The 21379-nt window shown below is 62.0% G+C and carries 22 protein-coding genes; 14 read left to right on the top strand and 8 right to left on the bottom strand.

The window, feature by feature from the left end; translation table 11 throughout:
* Positions 1 to 163: 163 nt before the first annotated feature.
* Positions 164 to 1105, bottom strand: coding sequence for a folate-binding protein YgfZ (locus D6Z43_RS12455; protein WP_120652504.1), 942 nt, complete (start codon positions 1103 to 1105; stop codon positions 164 to 166).
* A 119-nt stretch (positions 1106 to 1224) separates the two neighbouring features.
* Here D6Z43_RS12455 and D6Z43_RS12450 point away from each other — a divergent pair, with 119 nt between their 5' ends.
* Complete coding sequence (locus D6Z43_RS12450; protein ID WP_028626345.1) at positions 1225 to 1479, top strand: succinate dehydrogenase assembly factor 2; 255 nt, start codon at positions 1225 to 1227, stop codon at positions 1477 to 1479.
* Positions 1463 to 1915: a protein YgfX gene (locus tag D6Z43_RS12445; protein ID WP_120652503.1), complete on the top strand. Its 453-nt coding sequence runs from the start codon at positions 1463 to 1465 to the stop codon at positions 1913 to 1915. Before D6Z43_RS12450 ends, D6Z43_RS12445 begins: the two co-directional genes overlap by 17 nt.
* Here D6Z43_RS12445 and nadB read toward each other — a convergent pair.
* A complete protein-coding gene (gene nadB / locus D6Z43_RS12440) occupies positions 1884 to 3500 on the bottom strand; it encodes an L-aspartate oxidase (protein WP_120652502.1) in 1617 nt (538 codons plus the stop codon). The genes D6Z43_RS12445 and nadB overlap by 32 nt on opposite strands.
* Before the next feature lie 381 nt (positions 3501 to 3881).
* On the opposite strand from nadB, the gene rpoE reads away from it, so the two are divergent.
* The 11 genes from rpoE (at position 3882) to pdxJ (ending at position 13997) form a co-directional block, all read left to right on the top strand.
* On the top strand, positions 3882 to 4463 hold the full coding sequence (gene rpoE / locus D6Z43_RS12435; RefSeq protein WP_077527424.1) for an RNA polymerase sigma factor RpoE: 582 nt from the start codon (positions 3882 to 3884) through the stop codon (positions 4461 to 4463).
* A 31-nt stretch (positions 4464 to 4494) separates the two neighbouring features.
* Complete coding sequence (locus tag D6Z43_RS12430; protein WP_120652501.1) at positions 4495 to 5088, top strand: RseA family anti-sigma factor; 594 nt, start codon at positions 4495 to 4497, stop codon at positions 5086 to 5088.
* A gap of 8 nt (positions 5089 to 5096) precedes the next feature.
* Positions 5097 to 6047 carry a MucB/RseB C-terminal domain-containing protein gene (locus D6Z43_RS12425; protein ID WP_120652500.1) on the top strand — a complete coding sequence of 317 codons (951 nt, stop codon included), beginning with the start codon at positions 5097 to 5099 and terminating at the stop codon, positions 6045 to 6047.
* Between the two features lie 192 nt (positions 6048 to 6239).
* Positions 6240 to 7664, top strand: a complete 1425-nt coding sequence (locus D6Z43_RS12420) for a DegQ family serine endoprotease (protein ID WP_120652499.1) — start codon at positions 6240 to 6242, stop codon at positions 7662 to 7664.
* A 152-nt stretch (positions 7665 to 7816) separates the two neighbouring features.
* Positions 7817 to 9616: a translation elongation factor 4 gene (gene lepA / locus D6Z43_RS12415; RefSeq protein ID WP_120652498.1), complete on the top strand. Its 1800-nt coding sequence runs from the start codon at positions 7817 to 7819 to the stop codon at positions 9614 to 9616.
* Positions 9617 to 9621: 5 nt separating this feature from the next.
* Positions 9622 to 10476 carry a signal peptidase I gene (gene lepB, locus D6Z43_RS12410; RefSeq protein WP_120652497.1) on the top strand — a complete coding sequence of 285 codons (855 nt, stop codon included), beginning with the start codon at positions 9622 to 9624 and terminating at the stop codon, positions 10474 to 10476.
* 116 nt (positions 10477 to 10592) lie between these two features.
* Positions 10593 to 10970: a DUF4845 domain-containing protein gene (locus tag D6Z43_RS12405; protein WP_120652496.1), complete on the top strand. Its 378-nt coding sequence runs from the start codon at positions 10593 to 10595 to the stop codon at positions 10968 to 10970.
* On the top strand, positions 10967 to 11656 hold the full coding sequence (gene rnc / locus D6Z43_RS12400; protein WP_077527417.1) for a ribonuclease III: 690 nt from the start codon (positions 10967 to 10969) through the stop codon (positions 11654 to 11656). The genes D6Z43_RS12405 and rnc overlap by 4 nt, the downstream gene beginning before the upstream one ends.
* The gene (gene era, locus D6Z43_RS12395) at positions 11649 to 12551 is read left to right on the top strand and encodes a GTPase Era (RefSeq protein WP_120652495.1); all 903 of its coding nucleotides are present in this window, start codon (positions 11649 to 11651) and stop codon (positions 12549 to 12551) included. The genes rnc and era overlap by 8 nt, the downstream gene beginning before the upstream one ends.
* Before the next feature lie 8 nt (positions 12552 to 12559).
* Complete coding sequence (gene recO / locus D6Z43_RS12390; protein ID WP_120652494.1) at positions 12560 to 13258, top strand: DNA repair protein RecO; 699 nt, start codon at positions 12560 to 12562, stop codon at positions 13256 to 13258.
* Positions 13251 to 13997, top strand: a complete 747-nt coding sequence (pdxJ, locus tag D6Z43_RS12385; RefSeq protein WP_120652493.1) for a pyridoxine 5'-phosphate synthase — start codon at positions 13251 to 13253, stop codon at positions 13995 to 13997. The genes recO and pdxJ overlap by 8 nt, the downstream gene beginning before the upstream one ends.
* A 149-nt stretch (positions 13998 to 14146) precedes the next feature.
* Here pdxJ and cmoB read toward each other — a convergent pair whose 3' ends face one another.
* The 6 genes from cmoB to lon all read right to left on the bottom strand — a co-directional run bounded on the left by cmoB (position 14147) and on the right by lon (position 20275).
* Positions 14147 to 15115, bottom strand: a complete 969-nt coding sequence (gene cmoB / locus D6Z43_RS12380) for a tRNA 5-methoxyuridine(34)/uridine 5-oxyacetic acid(34) synthase CmoB (RefSeq protein WP_120652492.1) — start codon at positions 15113 to 15115, stop codon at positions 14147 to 14149.
* The gene (gene cmoA, locus D6Z43_RS12375) at positions 15112 to 15855 is read right to left on the bottom strand and encodes a carboxy-S-adenosyl-L-methionine synthase CmoA (RefSeq protein ID WP_120652490.1); all 744 of its coding nucleotides are present in this window, start codon (positions 15853 to 15855) and stop codon (positions 15112 to 15114) included. The genes cmoB and cmoA overlap by 4 nt, the downstream gene beginning before the upstream one ends.
* Positions 15856 to 15920: 65 nt before the next feature.
* Positions 15921 to 16493, bottom strand: coding sequence for a hypothetical protein (locus D6Z43_RS12370; RefSeq protein ID WP_120652489.1), 573 nt, complete (start codon positions 16491 to 16493; stop codon positions 15921 to 15923).
* 26 nt (positions 16494 to 16519) lie between these two features.
* A complete protein-coding gene (locus D6Z43_RS12365; protein WP_120652487.1) occupies positions 16520 to 17209 on the bottom strand; it encodes a lysoplasmalogenase in 690 nt (229 codons plus the stop codon).
* A 91-nt stretch (positions 17210 to 17300) separates the two neighbouring features.
* Entirely contained in the window at positions 17301 to 17705 is a 405-nt protein-coding gene (locus D6Z43_RS12360) for a protease inhibitor I42 family protein (RefSeq protein ID WP_120652485.1), read from the bottom strand.
* 170 nt (positions 17706 to 17875) lie between these two features.
* The gene (gene lon / locus D6Z43_RS12355; protein ID WP_120652483.1) at positions 17876 to 20275 is read right to left on the bottom strand and encodes an endopeptidase La; all 2400 of its coding nucleotides are present in this window, start codon (positions 20273 to 20275) and stop codon (positions 17876 to 17878) included.
* Between the two features lie 147 nt (positions 20276 to 20422).
* On the opposite strand from lon, the gene D6Z43_RS12350 reads away from it, so the two are divergent.
* The gene (locus D6Z43_RS12350; RefSeq protein WP_120652481.1) at positions 20423 to 21175 is read left to right on the top strand and encodes an AraC family transcriptional regulator; all 753 of its coding nucleotides are present in this window, start codon (positions 20423 to 20425) and stop codon (positions 21173 to 21175) included.
* The last annotated feature ends 204 nt before the right edge of the window (positions 21176 to 21379 follow it).

The raw sequence follows: 21379 nt of genomic DNA, 5'->3' as shown, positions 1-21379 counted from the left end.
GTCTCGTCAGTGGCCGGAAGGGGGAGGTGATGTACGAAAAGTGCCTGCGCTCAGTGATGCTGCGTTGAAGTCGGTCTCAGAAGGCTCATTTACAACATGCAAACCGTGCTTCTTCGGCCGACTTCGCCTTGCCTGACCTCGCTCGGCGGCCTTTCGTACAAACCTAGCGTTGAATTTCGCGGTCGGCGTCCAGGGTATAGGGCAGGTCGAGCAGGTTTAGTGCCGGGCCATCGGCGGTGCCGAGGTGGATGCGGCCATCGCTCACGGCGTCTTCCTGAAGCACGGCGAGCAGTTCGCAGCCGTTCGGCGCCGGGGCTGCCAGCACCACTTCGCCCACGGAGCTCTGGTGTACCGGGGAATAAAGTTCGGCGCCGGCCTGGGGCAGCTCGCCCGCGGCCAGAGCCAGTCGGTAGAGGCGGCGCTTGAGTTTGCCCAGGTACTGCATGCGGGCAACGATTTCCTGGCCCGTATAGCAGCCTTTCTTGAAGCTGACGCCGCCCAGGGCCTGGAGATTGATCATCTGCGGAATGAACTGCTCGCGGGTGGCGCCGAACACTTGGCCAATGCCAGCGCGCACCTGGGCCAGCAGCCAGGCATCCAGCGGCGCTTGCGGCAGCTGCGCAGCCAGGCGGGCTTCCAGAGTGGCGGCTTCGGCTTTGGGCGCCCAGAGCTCAACGCGGCCGTCGGCCAGGCGCACGGCAATCAGCTTGCCCTCACGGGCGACGCTGTCGGAGGTCTGTGGCAGGTCGAGACCCAGGGCAAGTAGCACCCCATCCCCCTGGCTGAGCCCAAACCGTACCCAGTCAGCGCTTTCGTCGGTCAAGGTGGACTTGGAGAAGACGGCATATTTCTTCAGGTCGGCCAGTTGGGTTTCGACCAGCTCGTTGGCCATGGCCAGGAGAAGACCCTCGCCTTCGATGAGGATGCGGAAGCTGGACGTCATCCGGCCCTTTGGCGTGCAACGGGCGCCCAGGCTGCTGGTGGCCTGGTCCAGGTAGTTGAGGTTGCAGGTAACCTGGCCCTGGAGGAATTTCGCGGCATCCACGCCGCGGACGGCGAGCAGGCCTTCATGGGTGAGCGGACAGAAGAATGCTGAGTCGGCCATTGCGGATCGCTGGATAAAAGTCTGGGGCGCCATCATAGAGTCCCGCCGGTGGCTTGTCAGCGGGTGCCCGGGGCGGCGGCTGTGGTTATAATGCGCGCCTCATTCCTGGAGGCGCTGTGATGGCCGACTCAATTGAACTGAACCGACTCTTCTGGCACAGCCGTCGCGGCATGCTTGAACTGGACGTGCTCCTCGTCCCCTTCGTGAAGGAGGTCTATCCGAGTCTCGACGCCGAAGACCAGGCCCGCTACCGCAAACTGCTGGAATGCGAAGACCAGGACATGTTCGGCTGGTTCATGCAGCGCGGTGAGCCGGAAGATGCGGATTTGCGCCGCATGGTTCGCATGATTCTGGACCGTGTCCAGCCCAAGTAACGCCTTCGAATGCCACTGGCGCCCGTCGCGGCGCCTGCTGGTGCTCTACCTGATCCTGTCATTCCTGGCCGTTCTGGCCTTGTCGCTTGCCGACATACCGCATTGGGCGCGGATGGGCGGCCTTCTTGCCTGCGTGGCTCACGCAGCCTGGTGCCTGCCCAGGCAGATTCTCCTGACGTCCCCCAAGGCTTTTACCGGATTACGCCTGAACGACGATGGCTGGCAGTTATGGCGAGCTGTGGATGGCTGGACGCCGGTGCGCTTGCGCCCTGACAGCATGGCGTTACCGCTGGCGGTGATCCTGCGCTTTCGGGTTCCAGGAACGCTCCGGAGCGGTGGTTTATGCATTCCGGCGGATGCGCTCGATCGGGAGCAGCACCGCCGGTTGCGGGTGAGGCTGGGATTCAGTCGCCGAAGGTGGACGGAGCCAGGATAGTGTCCCTGGCTTCCGGAAGCAGGTCCGGATAATCCAGTGTGTAGTGCAGGCCACGGCTCTCGTGGCGTTGCATGGCAGAGCGGATGATCAGTTCCGCCACCTGCGCCAGGTTGCGCAGTTCGATCAGGTCGCGGCTGACTTTGTAGTTGCTGTAGAACTCGTCGATTTCACTGAGCAGCAGGCGTACCCGGTGCTGGGCGCGCTGCAGGCGCTTGTTGGTACGCACGATGCCCACGTAGTCCCACATGAAGCGCCGCAGTTCGTCCCAGTTGTGGGCGATGATCACGTCCTCGTCCGAGTCGGTTACCTGGCTGGCGTCCCAGGTCGGCAGGTTGGTGGGCATTTGTACAGCCTCCAACTGGCCGAGCATGTCTTCCGCTGCCGAGCGGCCGTAGACGAAGCACTCCAGCAGGGAGTTGCTGGCCATGCGGTTGGCACCGTGCAGGCCGGTGAAGCTGGTCTCGCCAATGGCGTAGAGACCGGGAATGTCAGTGCGCCCGAACTTGTCCACCACCACGCCGCCGCAAGTGTAGTGGGCCGCGGGAACTACCGGGATGGGCTCGCGGGTGATGTCGATGCCGAAGTCCAGGCAGCGTTCGTAGACAGTGGGGAAGTGGCTCTTCACGAACTCGGCTGGTTTGTGGCTGATGTCCAGATAGACGCAGTCCACGCCGAGGCGCTTCATCTCATGGTCGATGGCCCGGGCCACGACATCGCGCGGGGCCAGTTCGGCACGCGGATGGAAGCGCTGCATGAAGCGCTCGCCGTTGGGCAGCTTGAGCAGTCCACCCTCGCCCCGTACCGCTTCTGTGATCAGGAAACTCTTGGCTTGCGGGTGATAGAGGCAGGTGGGGTGGAACTGGTTGAACTCCAGGTTGCCTACCCGGCAGCCGGCGCGCCAGGCCATGGCGATACCGTCGCCGCACGCACCATCGGGATTGCTCGTATAGAGGTAGACTTTGGCGGCGCCTCCGGAGGCGAGCACCGTGAAGCGGGCGTGAAAGGTATCCACTTCACCATTGTTGCGGTTCAGTACATACGCGCCCAGGCAGCGCTGGCCCTCGCGGCCGAGCTTGCGCTCGGTGATCAGGTCGACGGCCACCCGTTGCTCCAGCAACTGGATGTTGGGCCGTTTCTTGGCCTGTTCCAGCAGCGTATTGAAGATGGCGGCGCCGGTGGCGTCGGCGGCATGGATGATGCGCCGATGGCTGTGACCGCCTTCGCGGGTCAGGTGGAACTCGAAGCCGCCGTCTTCGCGGGCGCTTTCGTCGTCGCGGGTGAACGGCACGCCCTGGTCGATCAGCCATTGGATGGCCGCGCGGCTGTGTTCTACCGTGAAGCGCACGGCGTCTTCGCGACACAGGCCGGCACCGGCCACGAGGGTGTCCTCGACGTGGGAGTCAACGGTGTCGGTATCATCCAGCACGGCGGCGACACCACCTTGGGCCCAATAGGTCGAACCATTGCTGAGATCGGCCTTGCTCAGGACCACGATGTTCAGGTGCGAGGGCAGGGTAAGGGCCAGGGTCAGGCCGGCGGCGCCGCTGCCGATGACCAGTACGTCATGCTGGAAATGTTGGCTCATGTCGGTTCCCGCGAAAAAAGCGGCGGCTAGTATATAGCTGGGGTGGACGGCACAATAGCGCGCTTATGACCATGCATGGTGCTACGGAACTTTTTTAGTCGTTCGGGTTCCATTCAGGGTCACCATTTTGAAGAGACGGTGCTTGCTTACACTCATGCAACGAATGCACTTGAACTGTGCAACCCGGATGCCTGTAGATCAAGCGACTTATATTCGGCGCAGCACGGCCGCGAGCCCTGCTGCGTCATTCCGTGCAGATGAAAAAACAATCTGCAGGAAGCTTGCTTGGAGGGGAGAACTTTTGCGCAACGCCCGAGTCTATTTTGGCAAGCCGATCCACTGGCTGGCGCAACACCCCTTCGAGATCGATGAGGAGTGTTCATGCTAACCCAGGAAGAGGATCAGCAACTGGTCGAACGGGTGCAGCGAGGCGACAAGCGGGCTTTCGATCTGCTGGTGCTGAAATACCAGCACAAGATTCTCGGGTTGATCGTGCGGTTCGTGCACGACGCCCAGGAAGCCCAGGACGTAGCCCAGGAAGCCTTCATCAAGGCTTATCGTGCGCTCGGAAACTTCCGCGGCGACAGTGCGTTTTATACGTGGCTGTACCGTATCGCCATCAACACGGCGAAGAACCATCTGGTAGCGCGTGGCAGACGCCCGCCAGATAGCGATGTAAGTGCTGAGGACGCCGAGTTTTATGACGGCGACCACGCCCTCAAGGATATCGAGTCGCCAGAGCGAGCCCTGCTCCGCGACGAGATCGAGGCCACAGTGCACCGGAGCATCCAGCAACTGCCAGAAGACTTGCGTACGGCGTTGACCTTGCGTGAGTTCGACGGACTTAGTTACGAAGACATTGCGAGTGTCATGCAGTGTCCGGTCGGTACTGTGCGATCCCGCATCTTCAGGGCGCGGGAAGCCATCGATAAAGCCTTGCAACCTCTGTTGCATGGAACCTGAGACAGCGGCGACAGCCAAGAGGGGAACCGCCATGAGTCGTGAAGCTTTGCAGGAATCGCTGTCCGCGGTGATGGATAACGAGGCGGACGAACTGGAGCTGCGTCGAGTTCTCGCCGCCAGCGAAGATCAAGAGTTGCGGGCAACCTGGTCGCGTTACCAGATTGCTCGGGCCGTGATGCACAAGGAGTTACTGGAGCCGCGCCTGGACATCGCAGCTGCCGTATCGGCTGCCCTGGCCGAGGACGCCGCGCCGCCGGTCAAGGTGGTTCGGGGGCCATGGCGTAGTCTGGGTCGCCTTGCTGTTGCCGCATCGGTGACTGTGGCCGTGTTGGCAGGTGTGCGCCTGTACAACCAGGACGAAGCCGCAGGTACCCAGCAACTGGCGCAGCAGCAAGCTGGCCAACCCGCCATGGTCATGCCGCAGGCCCAGCAAGGTGCCGTGCTGGCTGGCTATAGTGAGGATGCCCAGCAGGTGCAGCAGCCCATCGGCGCGACCCAGTCGTCTTCTGGTTGGCATGAGAAGCGCTTGCCGGCTTACCTGCGGCAACACGCGCAGCAGGCGGCCATGAGCGGTAGCGATAGTGCTCTGCCATACGCCCGCGCTGCCAGTCTGGAGAGCCGCTGAGGAGGAACATGCGCGCACTACCGGTAATCATCTTGCTTGGCGGCTGGTTGGCTCAACCAGCTCTGGCCGCCGACGCTCAGGACTGGCTGCAGCGCCTCGCTGACGCGGAGCAGCGCCAGAGTTTCCAGGGAACGTTCGTCTACGAGCGAAATGGGAGCTTCTCCACCCATAAAGTCTGGCATCAGGTCCAGCAGGGTGGGGAGGTGCGCGAGCGTCTTCTACAGCTCGATGGGCCGGCCCAGGAAGTGGTGCGGGTTAATGGCCGCACCCAGTGCATGGGTGGTTCCCTTTCCGATCAGTTGTCCGATGGCCAAGTCTGGCCTGCCAGGGCGCTCGACGCCAAGCAGCTTTCCGAATGGTATGACCTGCGCCTGGCGGGTGAGTCACGTGTAGCCGGGCGGCCGGCCACGGTGCTGACCCTGACCCCGCGTGATCAGCATCGTTATGGCTTCGAGTTGCATCTGGACCGGGATACCGGCCTGCCGCTCAAGTCCCTGCTCCTCAGCGACAAGGGGCAGCTTCTGGAACGCTTCCAGTTTACCAACATCGATACCGCTGGGACTCCGGCTGATGCCGATGTGCAGCCCAGCTCCGCTTGCAAGGCTGTACGGCTCACCGAGGCGCCGGGCGATAAGCCGGCCCACTGGCGTTCCGAATGGCTGCCGCCGGGATTCAGCCTCTCCAGTGCCCAGGAGCGTCGTAGTCCGGTGTCCTCCGACTCTGTGTCCAGCCTGCTCTACAGTGACGGGCTGGCGCGCTTCTCGGTATTCCTCGAGCCGCTGCATGGAGCCGTCGTCGAAGATGCGCGCAGTCAGCTAGGGCCGACAGTCATGGTGTCCAAACGGGTCAGTACGCCAGATGGCGACGTTATGGTGACCGTAGTCGGTGAGATTCCATTGGGAACGGCCGAACGGGTTGCCCTGTCCATGCGGGCAGCGGAGGCCACTGCGACACAATGATCCCTGCTACAGGATCTGCGTCCGAATTGCAGTGCGGGAGCCCAGGCTCCCGCCTTGTCTTTTTCACGATGTTCCACCGGGCCTGGAGCTGATGCTCCCGGCCTGTTTTGCTTTTGTGTTTCTGTTTTGCTCGCAGGGCCGGGCGGCCCGGTGAGTTCATACCACTCGTTATGCGACGGGAGCTGTATGTCGATGCTTAACCTCAAATCCTGCATGACCGCCGTGGCAGCCTTGCTGCTGCTCGGTCAAACCCTCGTGGCCCGTGCCGAACTGCCGGACTTTACGCCTCTGGTCGAAGAGGCGTCCCCGGCAGTCGTCAACATCAGTACCCGGCAGAAACTGCCCCAGCGCGGTGCGGCCGGTGCCCAGGTAATGCCTGACCTGGAAGGCCTGCCGCCCATGCTGCGCGAGTTCTTCGAGCGCAACATGCCGCAAGTGCCGCGCAATCCCCAGGGTGGCCGCCAGCGCGAGGCGCAGTCCCTCGGTTCCGGATTCATTATTTCCAAGGACGGCTATGTCCTGACCAATAACCATGTGGTGGCTGATGCCGACGAGATCATCGTGCGTCTGTCTGATCGTAGTGAGTTGGAAGCCAAGCTGATCGGTGCTGATCCGCGTACCGACGTGGCGCTGTTGAAGGTCGAGGGCAAGGATCTGCCAATCGTGAAGATCGGCAAATCCGACGAGCTCAAGGTGGGAAGCTGGGTGCTGGCCATTGGTTCGCCCTTCGGCTTCGATCATTCGGTGACCGCCGGTATCGTCAGTGCCAAGGGGCGCAGCCTGCCGAACGAGAACTATGTACCGTTCATCCAGACCGACGTAGCCATCAACCCGGGTAACTCCGGTGGTCCGCTGTTCAACCTGGATGGCGAAGTGGTCGGCATCAACTCCCAGATATTCACCCGCTCCGGTGGCTTCATGGGGTTGTCGTTCGCCATCCCGATCGACGTGGCCATGAGCGTGGCCGACCAGCTCAAGTCCGAAGGCAAGGTCAGCCGCGGTTGGCTGGGCGTCGTGATTCAGGAAGTGAACAAGGACCTGGCCGAATCCTTCGGCCTGGACAAGCCGGCCGGTGCCCTGGTTGCCCAGGTCCAGGAAGGTGGTCCGGCGGCCAAGGGCGGTCTGCAGGTTGGTGACGTCATTCTCAGCATGAACGGCCAGCCCATCGTGGTTTCCGCCGACCTGCCGCATCTGGTGGGTAACCTCAAGCCGGGTAGCAAGATCAAGCTCGATGTAGTGCGTGGCGGTAGCCGCAAGTCGCTCGACATGGCCATTGGCGCGCTTCCGGAGGATGGCGATGGAATGGCGGCCGCGACCGGCGACGGCGTCGAGCGCAGCAGTAATCGCCTCGGTGTGAGCGTGGTCGAGTTGACCGATGAGCAGAAAAAGTCCCTGGATATCCAGGGCGGCGTAGTGATCAAGGAAGTCCAGGATGGTCCGGCTGCCATGATGGGGCTGCGTCCGGGTGATGTGATTACCCACCTGAACAATCAGGCCATCACTTCTGCCAAGGCGTTCACCCAGGTTGCTAAGGACCTGCCGAAGAATCGTTCGGTGTCCATGCGTGTCCTGCGTCAGGGGCGCGCCAGCTTCATTACCTTCAAGCTGGCCGAGTAAAGCAGTTGCAGTAGGAGAGGGCGGCCATTGGTCGCCCTTTTTCGTTTCTGCCTTCCGCCGCATGGGCGTGACGGGTAGGTCGCCGATCAGGTAAACTCCCCCGCTATTTTTCGGCGAGCAACCTGCTTGCGGCTTCTTTTGAGTGTTGACCTGTGAGTGACCTGAGTCATATCCGCAATTTCTCCATCATCGCCCACATCGACCATGGCAAGTCGACCCTGGCTGACCGCTTCATCCAGATGTGCGGCGGCCTGTCCGATCGCGAGATGGAGGCCCAGGTACTGGACTCCATGGACCTGGAACGCGAGCGCGGCATCACCATCAAGGCCCACAGCGTCACCCTGCACTACAAGGCACAGAACGGTAAGACCTACCAACTGAACTTCATCGACACCCCCGGCCACGTGGACTTCACCTATGAAGTCAGCCGTTCCCTGGCTGCCTGCGAGGGCGCGCTGCTGGTGGTGGATGCCGGCCAGGGTGTTGAAGCCCAGTCCGTGGCCAACTGCTACACCGCCATCGAGCAGGGCCTGGAAGTGATGCCCGTGCTGAACAAGATGGACCTGCCCCAGGCCGAGCCGGAGCGGGTGAAGGAAGAAATCGAACACATCATCGGCATCGACGCCACCGACGCCGTTCCCTGCAGCGCCAAGAGCGGCATGGGTGTGATCGACGTGCTGGAGCGCCTGGTGGAAGTGATCCCGGCTCCGGAAGGCGAGATCGACGCACCGTTGCAGGCCCTGATCATCGACTCCTGGTTCGACAACTACCTGGGCGTAGTCTCTCTGGTACGCGTCAAGCATGGCCGTGTGAAGAAGGGCGACAAGATTCTGGTGAAGTCCACCGGCAAGATCCACCAGGTGGACAGCGTGGGCGTATTCACCCCGAAACACACCGAAATGGCTGACCTCAAGGCCGGTGAAGTAGGTTTTATCATTGCCGGTATCAAGGACATCCTGGGTGCACCGGTAGGCGATACCCTGACCCTGTCCAACACTCCGGACGTGGACGTTTTACCTGGCTTCCAGCGCATCAAGCCGCAGGTTTACGCCGGTCTGTTCCCGGTCAGTTCCGACGACTTCGAGGACTTCCGTGAAGCTCTGCAGAAGCTGACCCTGAACGACGCGGCCCTGCAGTACGAGCCGGAAAGCTCCGAGGCCCTCGGCTTCGGTTTCCGCATCGGCTTCCTCGGCATGCTGCACATGGAGATCATCCAGGAGCGCCTGGAGCGCGAATACGACCTGGACTTGATCACCACCGCGCCGACCGTGGTCTTCGAGATCGTGCAGAAGAACGGCGAAACGATATACGTCGACAACCCGTCCAAGCTGCCCGACCTCGCCTCTATCGCCGAAATGCGCGAACCCATCGTCCGCGCCAACATCCTGGTACCTCAGGAGCACCTCGGCAACGTCATCACCCTGTGCATCGAGAAGCGTGGCGTCCAGCGCGACATGCAATTCCTCAGTTCGCAGGTCCAGGTCTGCTACGACCTGCCGATGAACGAGGTGGTACTCGACTTCTTCGATCGCCTGAAGTCGGTAAGTCGTGGCTATGCGTCGCTGGACTACAGCTTCGATCGTTTCGAACCGGCTAATCTGGTGAAGCTGGATGTGCTGATCAATGGCGAGAAGGTCGATGCCCTGGCACTCATCGTGCACCGCGACCAGGCCCACTACAAAGGCCGCGCGCTGACCGAGAAAATGAAGGAACTGATTCCGCGGCAGATGTTCGACGTCGCGATTCAGGCAGCGATCGGTGGACAGATCGTTGCACGGACTACCGTAAAGGCGCTCAGGAAGAACGTTCTGGCCAAATGCTACGGCGGTGACGTAAGTCGCAAGAAAAAGCTGCTGGAAAAGCAGAAGGCCGGTAAGAAACGGATGAAGCAGGTCGGCAGCGTGGAAATCCCGCAGGAAGCCTTCCTTGCTGTGCTCAAAGTGGATAGTTAGGGTCTATGTCGATCAATTTCCCGCTGTTGTTGGTTATTGCCGTGGCAGTTAGCGGCGTCCTCGCGCTTGTCGACCTTGTTTTGCTGGCTCCGCGCCGGCGCTCAGCGATTGCCGCCTACGAGGGGCAGGTCAACGAGCCCGATCCGGACGTCCTCGACAGGCTGAACAAGGAGCCGCTGCTGGTGGAGTATGGGAAGTCGTTCTTCCCGGTGCTGGCCATCGTGCTGGTGCTGCGCTCTTTCCTGGTCGAACCTTTCCAGATCCCATCAGGCTCGATGAAGCCGACTCTGGAAGTGGGCGATTTCATCCTGGTCAACAAGTTCGCCTATGGCATCCGCCTGCCCGTGCTGGATAACAAGGTGATCGAAGTGGGTGACCCACAGCGCGGGGATGTCATGGTGTTCCGTTACCCCAGCGACCCGAACATCAACTACATCAAGCGTGTTATCGGCCTACCGGGTGACCGCATCGCCTACAGCAGCGACAAGCGCCTGACCATCAACGGTCAGCCGGTCGCCGAGAAGCTGCTGGGCGAAGAGCCGGGCACCCTGGGTAGCGCCATGCTCTACCAGGAGAAGTTGGGCGAAGCCGAACACCTGATCCGCAAGGAAATGAAGCGCTACCGCATGGAGCCGGGCCGCGAATGGGTGGTGCCCCAGGGGCATTACTTCATGATGGGCGACAACCGGGACAACTCCAACGACAGCCGCTACTGGAACGATCCCCGCATTCCGAAAGACCTGCTCGGCATGGTTCCGGACCGTAATATCGTCGGCAAGGCGTTCGCCGTGTGGATGAGCTGGCCCGATCCGAAACTGCGAAACTTGCCAAACTTCTCTCGAGTAGGCCTGATTCACTGACACAGGCCCCTCGCCATCGCGGTTTTGCGGCGTTGTTCATGACAGCGCCGCAGTCGCTATATAGTCTTGCTTGCGGGCCAACCGGCCTCCAATAAAAACAGACATTGAGGTCGATCATGACGTTCGCGCGTAAGCAGAAGGGTATGTCGGTTATGGGCTGGCTGCTGGTCCTGGCCGTAGTGGCTTTCCTGGCCAGCACCGCTTTCAAGGTCATCCCGCATTACCTGGATTTCTTCTCCCTGGAGAAGATCATCACCTCGGTGGAAACCGAGAAAGCCCTGGAAATCAGGACTATTCCCGACTTCTATAGCCATGTGTCCAAAGGCATGCAGGTCAACGGCATCCGAGACCTGGACCTGGACAAGGCGTTGAAGGTGACCCTGGAAAACAACGAGTTCCAGGCACACCTGAAGTATGAAAAACGCGAACCCCTGGTCGAGAACCTCGATCTGGTGGTGCGCTTCGACAAAGAATTCCGTGTGCGAGCCCAGTGAGCGTATCCCTCAGTCGTCTCGAGCGTAAGCTCGGCTATACCTTCAAGGACCAGAGTCTGATGACTCTGGCCCTGACCCACCGCAGTTTTGCGGGGCGCAACAACGAACGCCTCGAATTCCTCGGCGACGCCATTCTCAATTTCGTCGCTGGCGAGGCGCTGTTCGAACGCTTCCCCCAGGCCCGCGAGGGCCAGCTGTCGCGTTTGCGCGCACGGTTGGTGAAGGGCGAGACCCTGGCGCTTCTTGCTCGTGGTTTCGAACTGGGCGAGTACCTGCGCTTGGGTTCGGGCGAACTGAAGAGCGGCGGATTTCGCCGTGAGTCGATCCTCGCCGATGCACTGGAAGCACTGATCGGCGCCATCTACCTGGATTCCGGAATGGAGGCCGCGCGTGAGCGCGTACTCGCCTGGCTGACCAATGAACTGGAAGGCCTGACCCTGGTAGATACCAACAAGGATCCCAAGACCCGCCTGCAGGAATTCCTGCAATCGCGAGCCTGCGAACTGCCACGTTATGAAGTGGTGGATATCCAGGGTGAACCGCACTGCCGAACCTTTTTCGTCGAGTGCCAGGTCACCCTGCTGAATGACAAGACCCAGGGCCAGGGCGCCAGCCGCCGTATCGCCGAACAGGTGGCTGCGGCCGCCGCCCTGGTCGCCCTCGGCGTGGAGAATGGCAATGACTGATATCGATACCCCCCGCTGCGGCTATGTCGCCATCGTCGGCCGCCCCAATGTGGGCAAGTCCACGCTGCTCAACCACATCCTCGGGCAGAAGCTGGCGATCACTTCGCGCAAGCCCCAGACCACCCGCCACAACATGCTGGGTATCAAGACCGAGGGTAGTGTCCAGGCGATTTACGTCGACACCCCCGGCCTGCACAAGAAGAGCGACAAGGCGCTGAACCGCTACATGAACCGCAGCGCCTCGGCGGCGTTGAAGGACGTGGACGTGGTCGTCTTCGTTGTCGACCGTGACCGCTGGACCGAAGAGGACCAGTTGGTACTGGAACGAGTGCAGTATGTGCAGGGCCCGGTTCTGCTCGCCGTGAACAAGACCGACCGCATGGACGAGAAGGGTGACCTGATCCCGCACCTGTCCTGGCTCCAGGAACAGCTGCCTAATGCCGAACTGGTGCCGATCTCTGCTCTCCAGGGCCACAACCTGGATACCCTGGAGCGTCTGGTGGCCGAGCGTCTGCCGGAGGGCGACCACTTCTTCCCGGAAGACCAGATCACTGATCGCAGCAGTCGCTTCCTTGCCGCAGAGCTCGTTCGCGAGAAGATCATGCGCCAGCTGGGCGCCGAGCTGCCCTACCAGATCACCGTGGAAATCGAAGAGTTCAAGCAGGAAGGCCATGTCCTGCATATCCACGCCCTGATTCTCGTCGAGCGCGATGGCCAGAAAAAGATCATCATCGGCGACGGTGGTGAGCGCATCAAACGCATCGGCCAGGATGCCCGCAAGGACATGGAAACCATGTTCGACTCCAAGGTCATGCTCAACCTCTGGGTGAAAGTGAAGGGCGGCTGGTCCGACGACGAGCGTGCCCTGCGTTCCCTGGGCTACAACGACCTCTGAGCCTCTCCATGATCAGTGCGGCGCTACCGGCATTCGTCCTGCACAGCAGGGCCTATCGGGAAAGCAGCGCGCTGGTCGACTTCTTTACGCCCGAAGGCCGTCTGCGCGCCGTACTTCGCGGTGCCCGCGGCAAGGCCGGTACCTTGGCGAGGCCATTCTTGCCGCTGGAAGCCGAGTTTCGTGGTCGGGGCGAGCTGAAGAACGTTGGCCGACTGGAGAGCGCCGGCATCCCTAACCTGCTGGCCGGCGAGGCGCTGTTCAGTGGCCTCTACCTCAACGAGCTGCTGGTTCGCCTGTTGCCGGCCGAAGACCCGCAGCCGGCGCTTTTCGAGCACTACGCCGTTACCGTCCAGGCGCTGGCCGCCAACCGTCCGCTGGAACCTCTATTGCGCGCATTCGAATGGCGTCTGCTGGACGAGCTGGGCTATGGTTTTGCCCTGGATTCGGACCTCGCCGGGCAACCCATCGCGCCAGAAGGCATCTACCGCCTACTGCCGGATGCCGGACTGGAACCGGTGGGGCAGTTGCAACCCGGCCTGTTCCAGGGCCGCGAACTCCTTGCGCTGGCTGAAGCCGACTGGAGCGCCCCAGGCGCCCTCGGTGCGGCCAAGCGCTTGATGCGCCAGGCCCTGGCACCTCATCTGGGCGGCCGGCCGCTGGTCAGCCGCGAGCTATTCATGACGATCAAGGAACCTCCCCGTGACTGAAGCCAACCGCGTACTTCTGGGCGTAAACATCGACCACGTCGCAACCCTTCGCCAGGCCCGTGGTACCCGTTACCCGGACCCGGTGAAGGCAGCGCTGGACGCTGAAGAGGCTGGCGCCGACGGCATCACCGTGCACCTGCGTGAAGACCGCCGTCACATCCAGGAGCGCGATGTGCGCCTGCTCAAGGAAGTTCTGCAGACCCGCATGAACTTCGAGATGGGGGTGACCGAAGAAATGATGGCCTTCGCCGAAGAGATTCGTCCCGAGCATGTCTGCCTGGTGCCGGAGACGCGTCAGGAACTGACCACTGAAGGTGGCCTCGACGTTGCAGGCCAGGAGGCACGCATCAAGGCTGCGGTAGAGCGCCTGGCCAAAATTGGCAGTGAGGTTTCGCTGTTCATCGACGCCGATCCGCAGCAGATCGAGGCGGCCCACCGTGTTGGCGCCCCGGCCATCGAGTTGCATACCGGCCGCTATGCCGACGCCCATAATCCGGAAGAAGCCGCTCGCGAACTGCAGCGCATCCAGGAAGGCGTGGCGCTGGGCCTCAGGCTCGGTCTTATCGTCAATGCTGGCCACGGCCTGCATTACCACAATGTCGAGCCGGTTGCGGCCATTCCTGGAATCAACGAACTGAACATCGGCCACGCCCTGGTGGCCCACGCGCTGTTCGTTGGCTTCAAGCAGGCGGTGGTCGAGATGAAGCAACTGATCGTTTCGGCCGCCCCCAAACGATAAAAGGCGTCTCCGGAAGCCGGGCCGGCGGTCTGCTCGGCGAATGAACTCGCCCCCACAGGATTGCGTTTCTGTGGGGGCGAATTGTTTCAGCCGCATCGTTTGGGAGAGGCTTCAATCGCAAACGATTTCTTTCCCACACATCGAGAGCGTCAAGGCTTGCGCGCGATCAGTACGGCGCGTGCGGGTGCCGGCAGGCCTTCGATGGTGCGGCTATGATCAGCAGGGTCGAGGAACTCGGGCAGCGACTGGAAACGCATCCAGTCGGTACTGCGCTGTTCTTCCACGCTGGTGTAGCTGACATCCACGCAGCGGACATCCACGTAGCCCGCGCGGCGCAGCCACAATTCCAGCGCCGGTACCGACGGCAGGAACCAGACGTTGCGCATCTGCGCGTAGCGGTCCTCGGGCACCAGCACTTGCTGGGCGTCACCTTCCACCACCAGGGTTTCCAGCACCAGCTCGCCATTCCTGCGCAAGCAGTCCTTGAGGTCGAACAAGTGGTCGATGGGCGAGCGGCGGTGGTAGAGCACGCCCATGGAAAACACGGTGTCGAAACCTTCCAGCTTCGGCGGCAGGTCTTCGAGCGCCAGGGGCAGGTGCCAGGCAGGGAGCTCTGGGAGAAAGCGCTTCATGGCGAGGAATTGGCAGAAGAACAACCAGTTCGGATCGATACCCACTACGCTGTCGGCGCCGGCACCCAACATGCGCCACTGGTAGTAGCCGTTGCCACAGCCGACATCCAGCACGCGGCGCCCGCGCAGGTCCAGATGGGGCGCTACCCGTGACCACTTCCAGTCTGAACGCCACTCGGTATCGACGTGTACGCCGAATAGTTCGAACGGGCCTTTACGCCATGGAATCAGTCCCTGCAACGCGGACTTCAGTGCGGCGCGAGTCGCTTCGTCACAGGGGCCGTCGAGCAGGAAGCGCTGCGCCAGCTCCACCTGCTGTGGCTGTAGTGGCGGTAGTGCGTTGACCGCAGCGCCCCAGCGTTCAAGGTCGCCGTGGCCAACCGCCAGCCTGGCATCGAGTTGTGCGGGCAGGTCGGCTGCCCAATCCTGCAGGGGAGTGCCCGCCAGCTTTTGCTGCAGGGCATCGAGGTCCAGCGTACGAATCATGGCAGGGCGATCAGCGAGGCGAAGTTGAGGCACTGGAACCAGGGCACGACCTTGGAAAACCCGGCGGCCAGCAGGCGCTCGCGGTGTTCTTCCAGGCTGTCCGGGTGCATGACGTTTTCCAGCGCGCTGCGCTTCTGGGCGATTTCCAGCTCGCTGTAGCCGTTGGCACGTTTGAAGGCGATATGCAGTTCGGTGAGCAGTTGGTGCTCTTCGGTGTCTTCGAAGCGCAGCTTCTCGGAGAGGATCAACGCACCACCCGGAAGCAGCGCCTTGCGGATGCGGCTGAGGAGTTCGATGCGGTGCTCGCGGGGTACGAACTGCAGGGTGAAGTTCATCGCCACCAGTGAACAGGGCTGGAAATCCAGGGCAAGGATATCGGCCTCGACCACATCGACCGGCAGCAACTCCTGGAACATGGCGTCCTGGGCGTGCAGGTATTCGCGGCAGCGTTCCACCATGGCGCTGGAGTTATCCACAGCGATGACCTTGCACCCGTCGGTCTTCACGTGGCGGCGCAGCGCCTGGGTCACTGCACCGAGGGAACTGCCCAGGTCATAGAGCGGAGTGCCGGGCTTGGCGAACTGCGCCGCCAGCACACCAATGTTCTCGACGATGGTGGGGTAACCCGGTACCGAGCGCTTGATCATGTCCGGGAAGACCCGGACCACGTCCTCGTTAAAGGCGAAGTCGGCGACTTGGGCCTGGGGATTGGCGTAGATGCGATCGGGACGTTCGGTCACGGGCCGGTACCAGCAATGGAAAAGGCCGGCATTCTAACGAACTGTGCGGCGCGGCCAAACCACCCTCACTTCAGCTGATCGGAAAAGAACTCGCCCGCGCCTTGCAAGGGGCCCAGCGGATTGCGCTTGACTTCATGCCGGCGGATGTTCGGCTCGCCATTGCTCACCTTGTGCACCAGCGTGTCATCCACCAGCACGAACACCGCACGGAAGATCCAGCCCTGCAACTCCCGATTCTTGCGGAAGTTGAATACGTCTGCCCAGAAGCTGCCGACTCGCTGGGTATCCGTCTTGGTGAACTCGAACGCGTAGCCGATGCAGCGATCCTTGGCTTCCAGGCACTTCATCAGGCCTTCAGGCAAGTAGTCGATGGGCACGTTCGGCTGGACGAACATCAGGCGCACATCGATGAAGGAAAGCATCTTGCCATTGCCCTGGATCAGCGGATCGAAGCCCAGGGAAAACAGCTCGGGGCGTGTTGTCTTGCCCGGTACGGCCTGCGAATAACGGATCTCTGCATCGGTGTAGTCCCTGAATGGCGACAGGACTTCGGCTCGCTCGCTGGGCAGCAGGCTACCGCAGCCTGCGAGAAGAACCGCACAGCAAAGCAGGCTCCACAGTCGTACCAGGCTGCCCATCACACGCTCCCTATTTGAGTGTCCGCCTATTTGCTATAGCCGATTTCCGGGGAGGGTGCCGATGGAATTTTCGAGGATGGTATCTCGTTGGAAAATGCCGCAGCGGAGGCCGCGATTCCGAGCTGGCCCAGCCAGTAGCTGAGAATGATGAAGTAGCTCGCGCCGTCGAATGGCGAGACGAAACGGTTGATGCCGATGAGGCTGTCGGAGAGTACGAATAGTGCTGCGCCACCTGCCGCCAGCACTGCCGACCTGCGGTCGAGTTCTGCACCCAGGCGGGCCAGGGCACGCCAGAGCATGGCGCTGATGGCGATGGCGTAGCAGGCCACCGGAAGGAGCAGGGCGCCCAGGCCGCCAGAGGCGAGCAGTGCGAAGATGCCGCCTCCGCAGCCTGCCGCTACCAGCAGGGCGAGGGGCGCCAGTCGGCGGCTTTGCTGTAGGTAGGCGCACAGGTAGGCGAGGTGGGCGAGCAGGAAGGCGCCAAGACCGAAGACGAACAGGTCGGCGGGCCATTCCAGCAACATGTCACCGAGAAGGGACAGGAGCAGGCCGATACTGATCCAGCGGCGATACGGCCCGGCCGGAGCACGGCGCAACCAAAGCAGCAGAGCGACGATAGGGACCGGTTTGCTGACCAGGCACAACCAGTCCAGTTCAAGTGCTACACCGACGAGGAAGGACAGCGCCCCGGCCAGTCCGAAGATCAAGGTTCCCATGAATGCTCCTGCGAATCCGTCAGAGCAGCACTATGGAAAGGCAGCACGGCGCTCGCCAGGCGGCGGACGCCATTGGTGCAGTCATTTGGCGCTATTTGACGCTGATCTGGCAGTCGAAGGATTCGGCCGGCGCCACGTCGGTCTCCCAGGGGCGCTGGTAATCCAGGCGGAGGCGGCCCTCGCCGGGCTGGCTGGCCTTGAATCGCCAGGTGGATTGCCCGGCGCTTCCAACCAGGCCCGCGTCTTCGGGTGTCGAATAGACCTCCGGGCCGAGGCTTTGCAGCACGTTGGCGGCTGCGTCGCGGACTACCCAGCGAAAGCCGGTGGTGGGATTGCTGGGCAGGGTCAACACCAGCGGTTGGCCCTGGCTGAGTGACAGTGGGCAATCATCCTGCTGGTCCTGGAGTACTACCGGGCCGGTCTTCTGTTGGGCGCAGGCGGTGAGCAGGAGGAGTCCCAGGGGTAACAGCAGGCGAGGGGAGGGAACGAAGGACATCGGCGGCTCCGTCGGTCAAGGGCGGGGCCAGCATAACGGCTGACTTCGCCCTTGCGTAGGCTCCGAGAAGAAATCTTGGGGAAGGGACGCGGCTTCCCCTGGCTTGGAGAAGCCTGCGGGAGCGAATTCAATCGCGAATGAATTCGCTCCCGCGGACCGGACGCACAGCCTCAGTCGAACAGCACCTTCGCCACGTCCCCGAAGCGTCTGGCGAAGTGCACCGTCAGGCCGTCCTTTAGGTAATCCGGCAGCTCTTCGAAGGCACCGCGGTTGGCTTCGGGCAGGATCAGCTCGAAGATCTTCTGCCGGCGCGCGGCAATGACTTTCTCGCGGACTCCGCCGATGGGCAGCACCTGGCCGGTGAGCGTCAGCTCGCCGGTCATGGCCACGCCTTTCTTCGGCGCCTGGTTGCGCGCCAGAGAGAGCAGGGCGCTGGCCATGGTGATACCGGCGCTGGGGCCATCCTTGGGTGTGGCGCCTTCCGGCACGTGGAGGTGGACGAACGCCTGGTCGAAGAACGTCGGGTCGCCGCCATAGCGTTTCAGGTGCGAGCTGATGTAGCTGTAGGCGATCTCGGCCGATTCCTTCATGACGTCGCCTAACTGGCCGGTGAGCTTGAAGCCCCGGTTCAGCGTGTGAATGCGCGTCGCTTCGATGGGCAGGGTGGCACCGCCCAGGCTCGTCCAGGCCAGGCCGGTGATCACGCCGATACCCGTCAGCAGCTGTTCCCTGCGGAACGGCGGCAGGCCGAGGAAGCTTTCCAGATCCTTTTGCCCGACCTTGATCCTCGCCTCGGGCTCCTCCAGCAGTCGCACCACGGATTTGCGAATGATCTTGCCCAGCTGCTTCTCCAACTGGCGTACGCCGGCCTCTCGCGCATAGCCGTCGATCACGGAGGTCAGGGCGCCGTCAGTGATCGACAGGCGATCCTTCGGCACGCCGGTACGTTCCAGCAGGCGTGGCCAGAGATGGCGCTTGGCGATGGCATGCTTCTCTTCGGTGATGTAGCCGGAGAGGCGAATAGTCTCCATACGGTCCAGCAGCGGGCCGGGGATGGAGTCCATGGTGTTGGCCGTGCAGACGAACAACACTTTGGACAGGTCCAGGCGCAGGTCCAGGTAGTGGTCGAGGAATTCGACGTTCTGCTCCGGGTCGAGTGTCTCCAGCAGCGCTGAAGCCGGGTCGCCCTGGTAGCTGGCACCGAGCTTGTCGATCTCATCGAGCATGATGACCGGGTTCATCACCTCCACTTCCTTTAGCGCCTGCACCAACTTGCCGGGCAGGGCGCCAATGTAAGTGCGGCGATGGCCCTTGATTTCGGCCTCATCTCGCATGCCGCCGACGCTGAAACGGTAGAAGGGGCGACCCAGCGATTCGGCGATGGACTTGCCAATGCTGGTCTTGCCCACGCCGGGCGGGCCGACCAGCAGCACAATGGAACCCGAGATTTCACCTTTGAAGGCACCTACGGCGAGAAATTCGAGGATGCGGTTTTTCACGTCGTCGAGCCCAGCGTGGTGCTTGTCCAGCACCCTGCGGGCGTGCTTGAGATCGAGCCTGTCCGCCCCATAGACGCCCCAGGGCACCGACGTAGCCCAGTCCAGGTAGTTGCGGGTGACTGCGTATTCCGGCGATCCGGTTTCCAGGATCGACAGCTTGTTCAGTTCATCGTCGATGCGCTTCTTCGCCTGTTCCGGCAGCACCTTGCCTTCCAGGCGCTGGGTGAACTGCTCGCTGTCGGCACTGCGGTCATCCTTGGTGATGCCCAGCTCCTGCTGGATCAGCTTGAGCTGCTCCTTGAGGAAGAACTCGCGCTGGTGCTGGCCGATCTTGCGATTCACCTCGGCGGACAGTTCGCTTTGCAGTCGCGCCATTTCCACTTCCTTGCGCAGCAGCGGCAGCACCTTCTCCATGCGCTTGAGGATGGGCACTGTGTCCAGCACTTCCTGCAGTTCACGGGCGGGCGCCGTAGTCAGTGCGGCGGCGAAGTCCGTCAGAGGCGACGGGTCGTTCGGGCTGAAGCGGTTGAGGTAATTCTTCAATTCCTCGCTGTACAGCGGGTTGAGCGGCAGCAGTTCCTTGATCGCATTGATCAGCGCCATGCCGTAGGCCTTCACTTCATCGCGAGGGTCCTGCGGGCTATGTGGATAATCGACTTCCACCAGATAGGGCGGGCGATGGCGCTTGAGCCAGCCGCGGATGCGCACGCGCGATAGCCCCTGGGCCACGAATTGCAGCTTGCCGCCTTCGCGGCTGGCGTGATGTACGCGCACCAGGGTTCCGTGTTCCGGCAGGGTGCTGGGGTCGAAATGACGTGGATCTTCCGGCGGGTTTTCCATGAAGAACAGCGCCAGGCAGTGATGATCTGTCTTGGATACCAGTTCGAGGGTTTCCGCCCAGGGTTCTTCGTTGACGATTACCGGCAGTACCTGGGCCGGGAAGAACGGTCGGTTGTGGATGGGGATGATGTAGACCTTGTCCGGCAGGGTCTGGCCAGGCAGTACCAGGCCTGTCCGCTGGCTGGAAGTGGCTTCTTCGACGATGTCGGCGTTGATGTCCTGATCGCTCATGGGGGCACCTGGCTAATGGCTTACCCAGGCTAGATGGGGCAAGGCGATGGCCTTTTCAACCACCCAAAGCCACGGCCTTCTGCCGTGCGGCGCTGTGCAACCCCGGTTGCACCAGCTAGAATGCGCAAATTTTGATCAAATCGCACCATGCTCGAAGCCCGCCTCCTGCGCCTGGACGATCAGGCCCATCACCACGCCCACGACCACCACCAGTTGGTGATGTCCCTTGCCGGTCGCGCCGAGTTCGAGGTGGACGGCCGCGGTGGCGAGGTCTGCCGGATGCGTGCCTGCCTGGTGCCGGGAGATGCCGGGCACGGGTTTGCAGGTGTGGGCGAGAATCGCATGCTCATCCTCGATCTGGATGAGCACGGCACTTCGGCCGAAGACCTCGAGTTGCTTGGGCGCCTTTTCGAGACGCCGCGTTATCCGGAACTGGATGCGGACTTCCAGAACCTCCTGAGCTATGCCGGCGCGGAGCTGGCGCGTTACGGCAGCGATCCGCTGCTGGCTCGCTCCCTGGGCGGCCTTCTTTTGCGTGCGCTGTACCTGCGCCTGTTCGGGGATGTGCAGCGTCGCCCGGCGGGGAGTCTCGATATCGAGCGTCTGGACGACTTTATCCAGGGCAATCTGTCGCGACGGATCAGCGTGGCGGAACTGGCCCAGGTCGCCTGCCTGAGTCCGAGTCATTTCCATGCCCAGTTCAAGGACAACCTGGGCCTGACGCCCCACCAGTACCTGCTGAAAACCCGTCTCGATCGCGCCGCACGTCTGTTGCGTGAAAGCGAACAACCCCTGGTGCGGATCGCCGAAGAGTGCGGCTTCTCCAGCCAGAGTGCGTTGACCACCGCCATGCGCCGCTACCTGGGGCTCACGCCCAAGAGACTGCGCGGCGGCAAGTAGCTCCCTCCTGTCGCGGCGGTCGCATTCATCCGAGCCCGCCATCGATCAGTTTTTCACCGGTTAGCTGCCAAGAGTTGCACCCTTGCCAGGGTGGGCTCTATCAGGTTGTACCTTTTGGGCAACCCATTGTTTCGTGTGGACATTGGTGAAATTCGCAGGATGTCCTATTCATGGGCTTGCAAACAGGTTGCACCTTTTGGCGGA

Source organism: Pseudomonas sp. DY-1 (genome assembly GCF_003626975.1).
Classification (GTDB): domain Bacteria; phylum Pseudomonadota; class Gammaproteobacteria; order Pseudomonadales; family Pseudomonadaceae; genus Metapseudomonas.
This window is presented reverse-complemented; position numbering and strand designations above follow the sequence as displayed.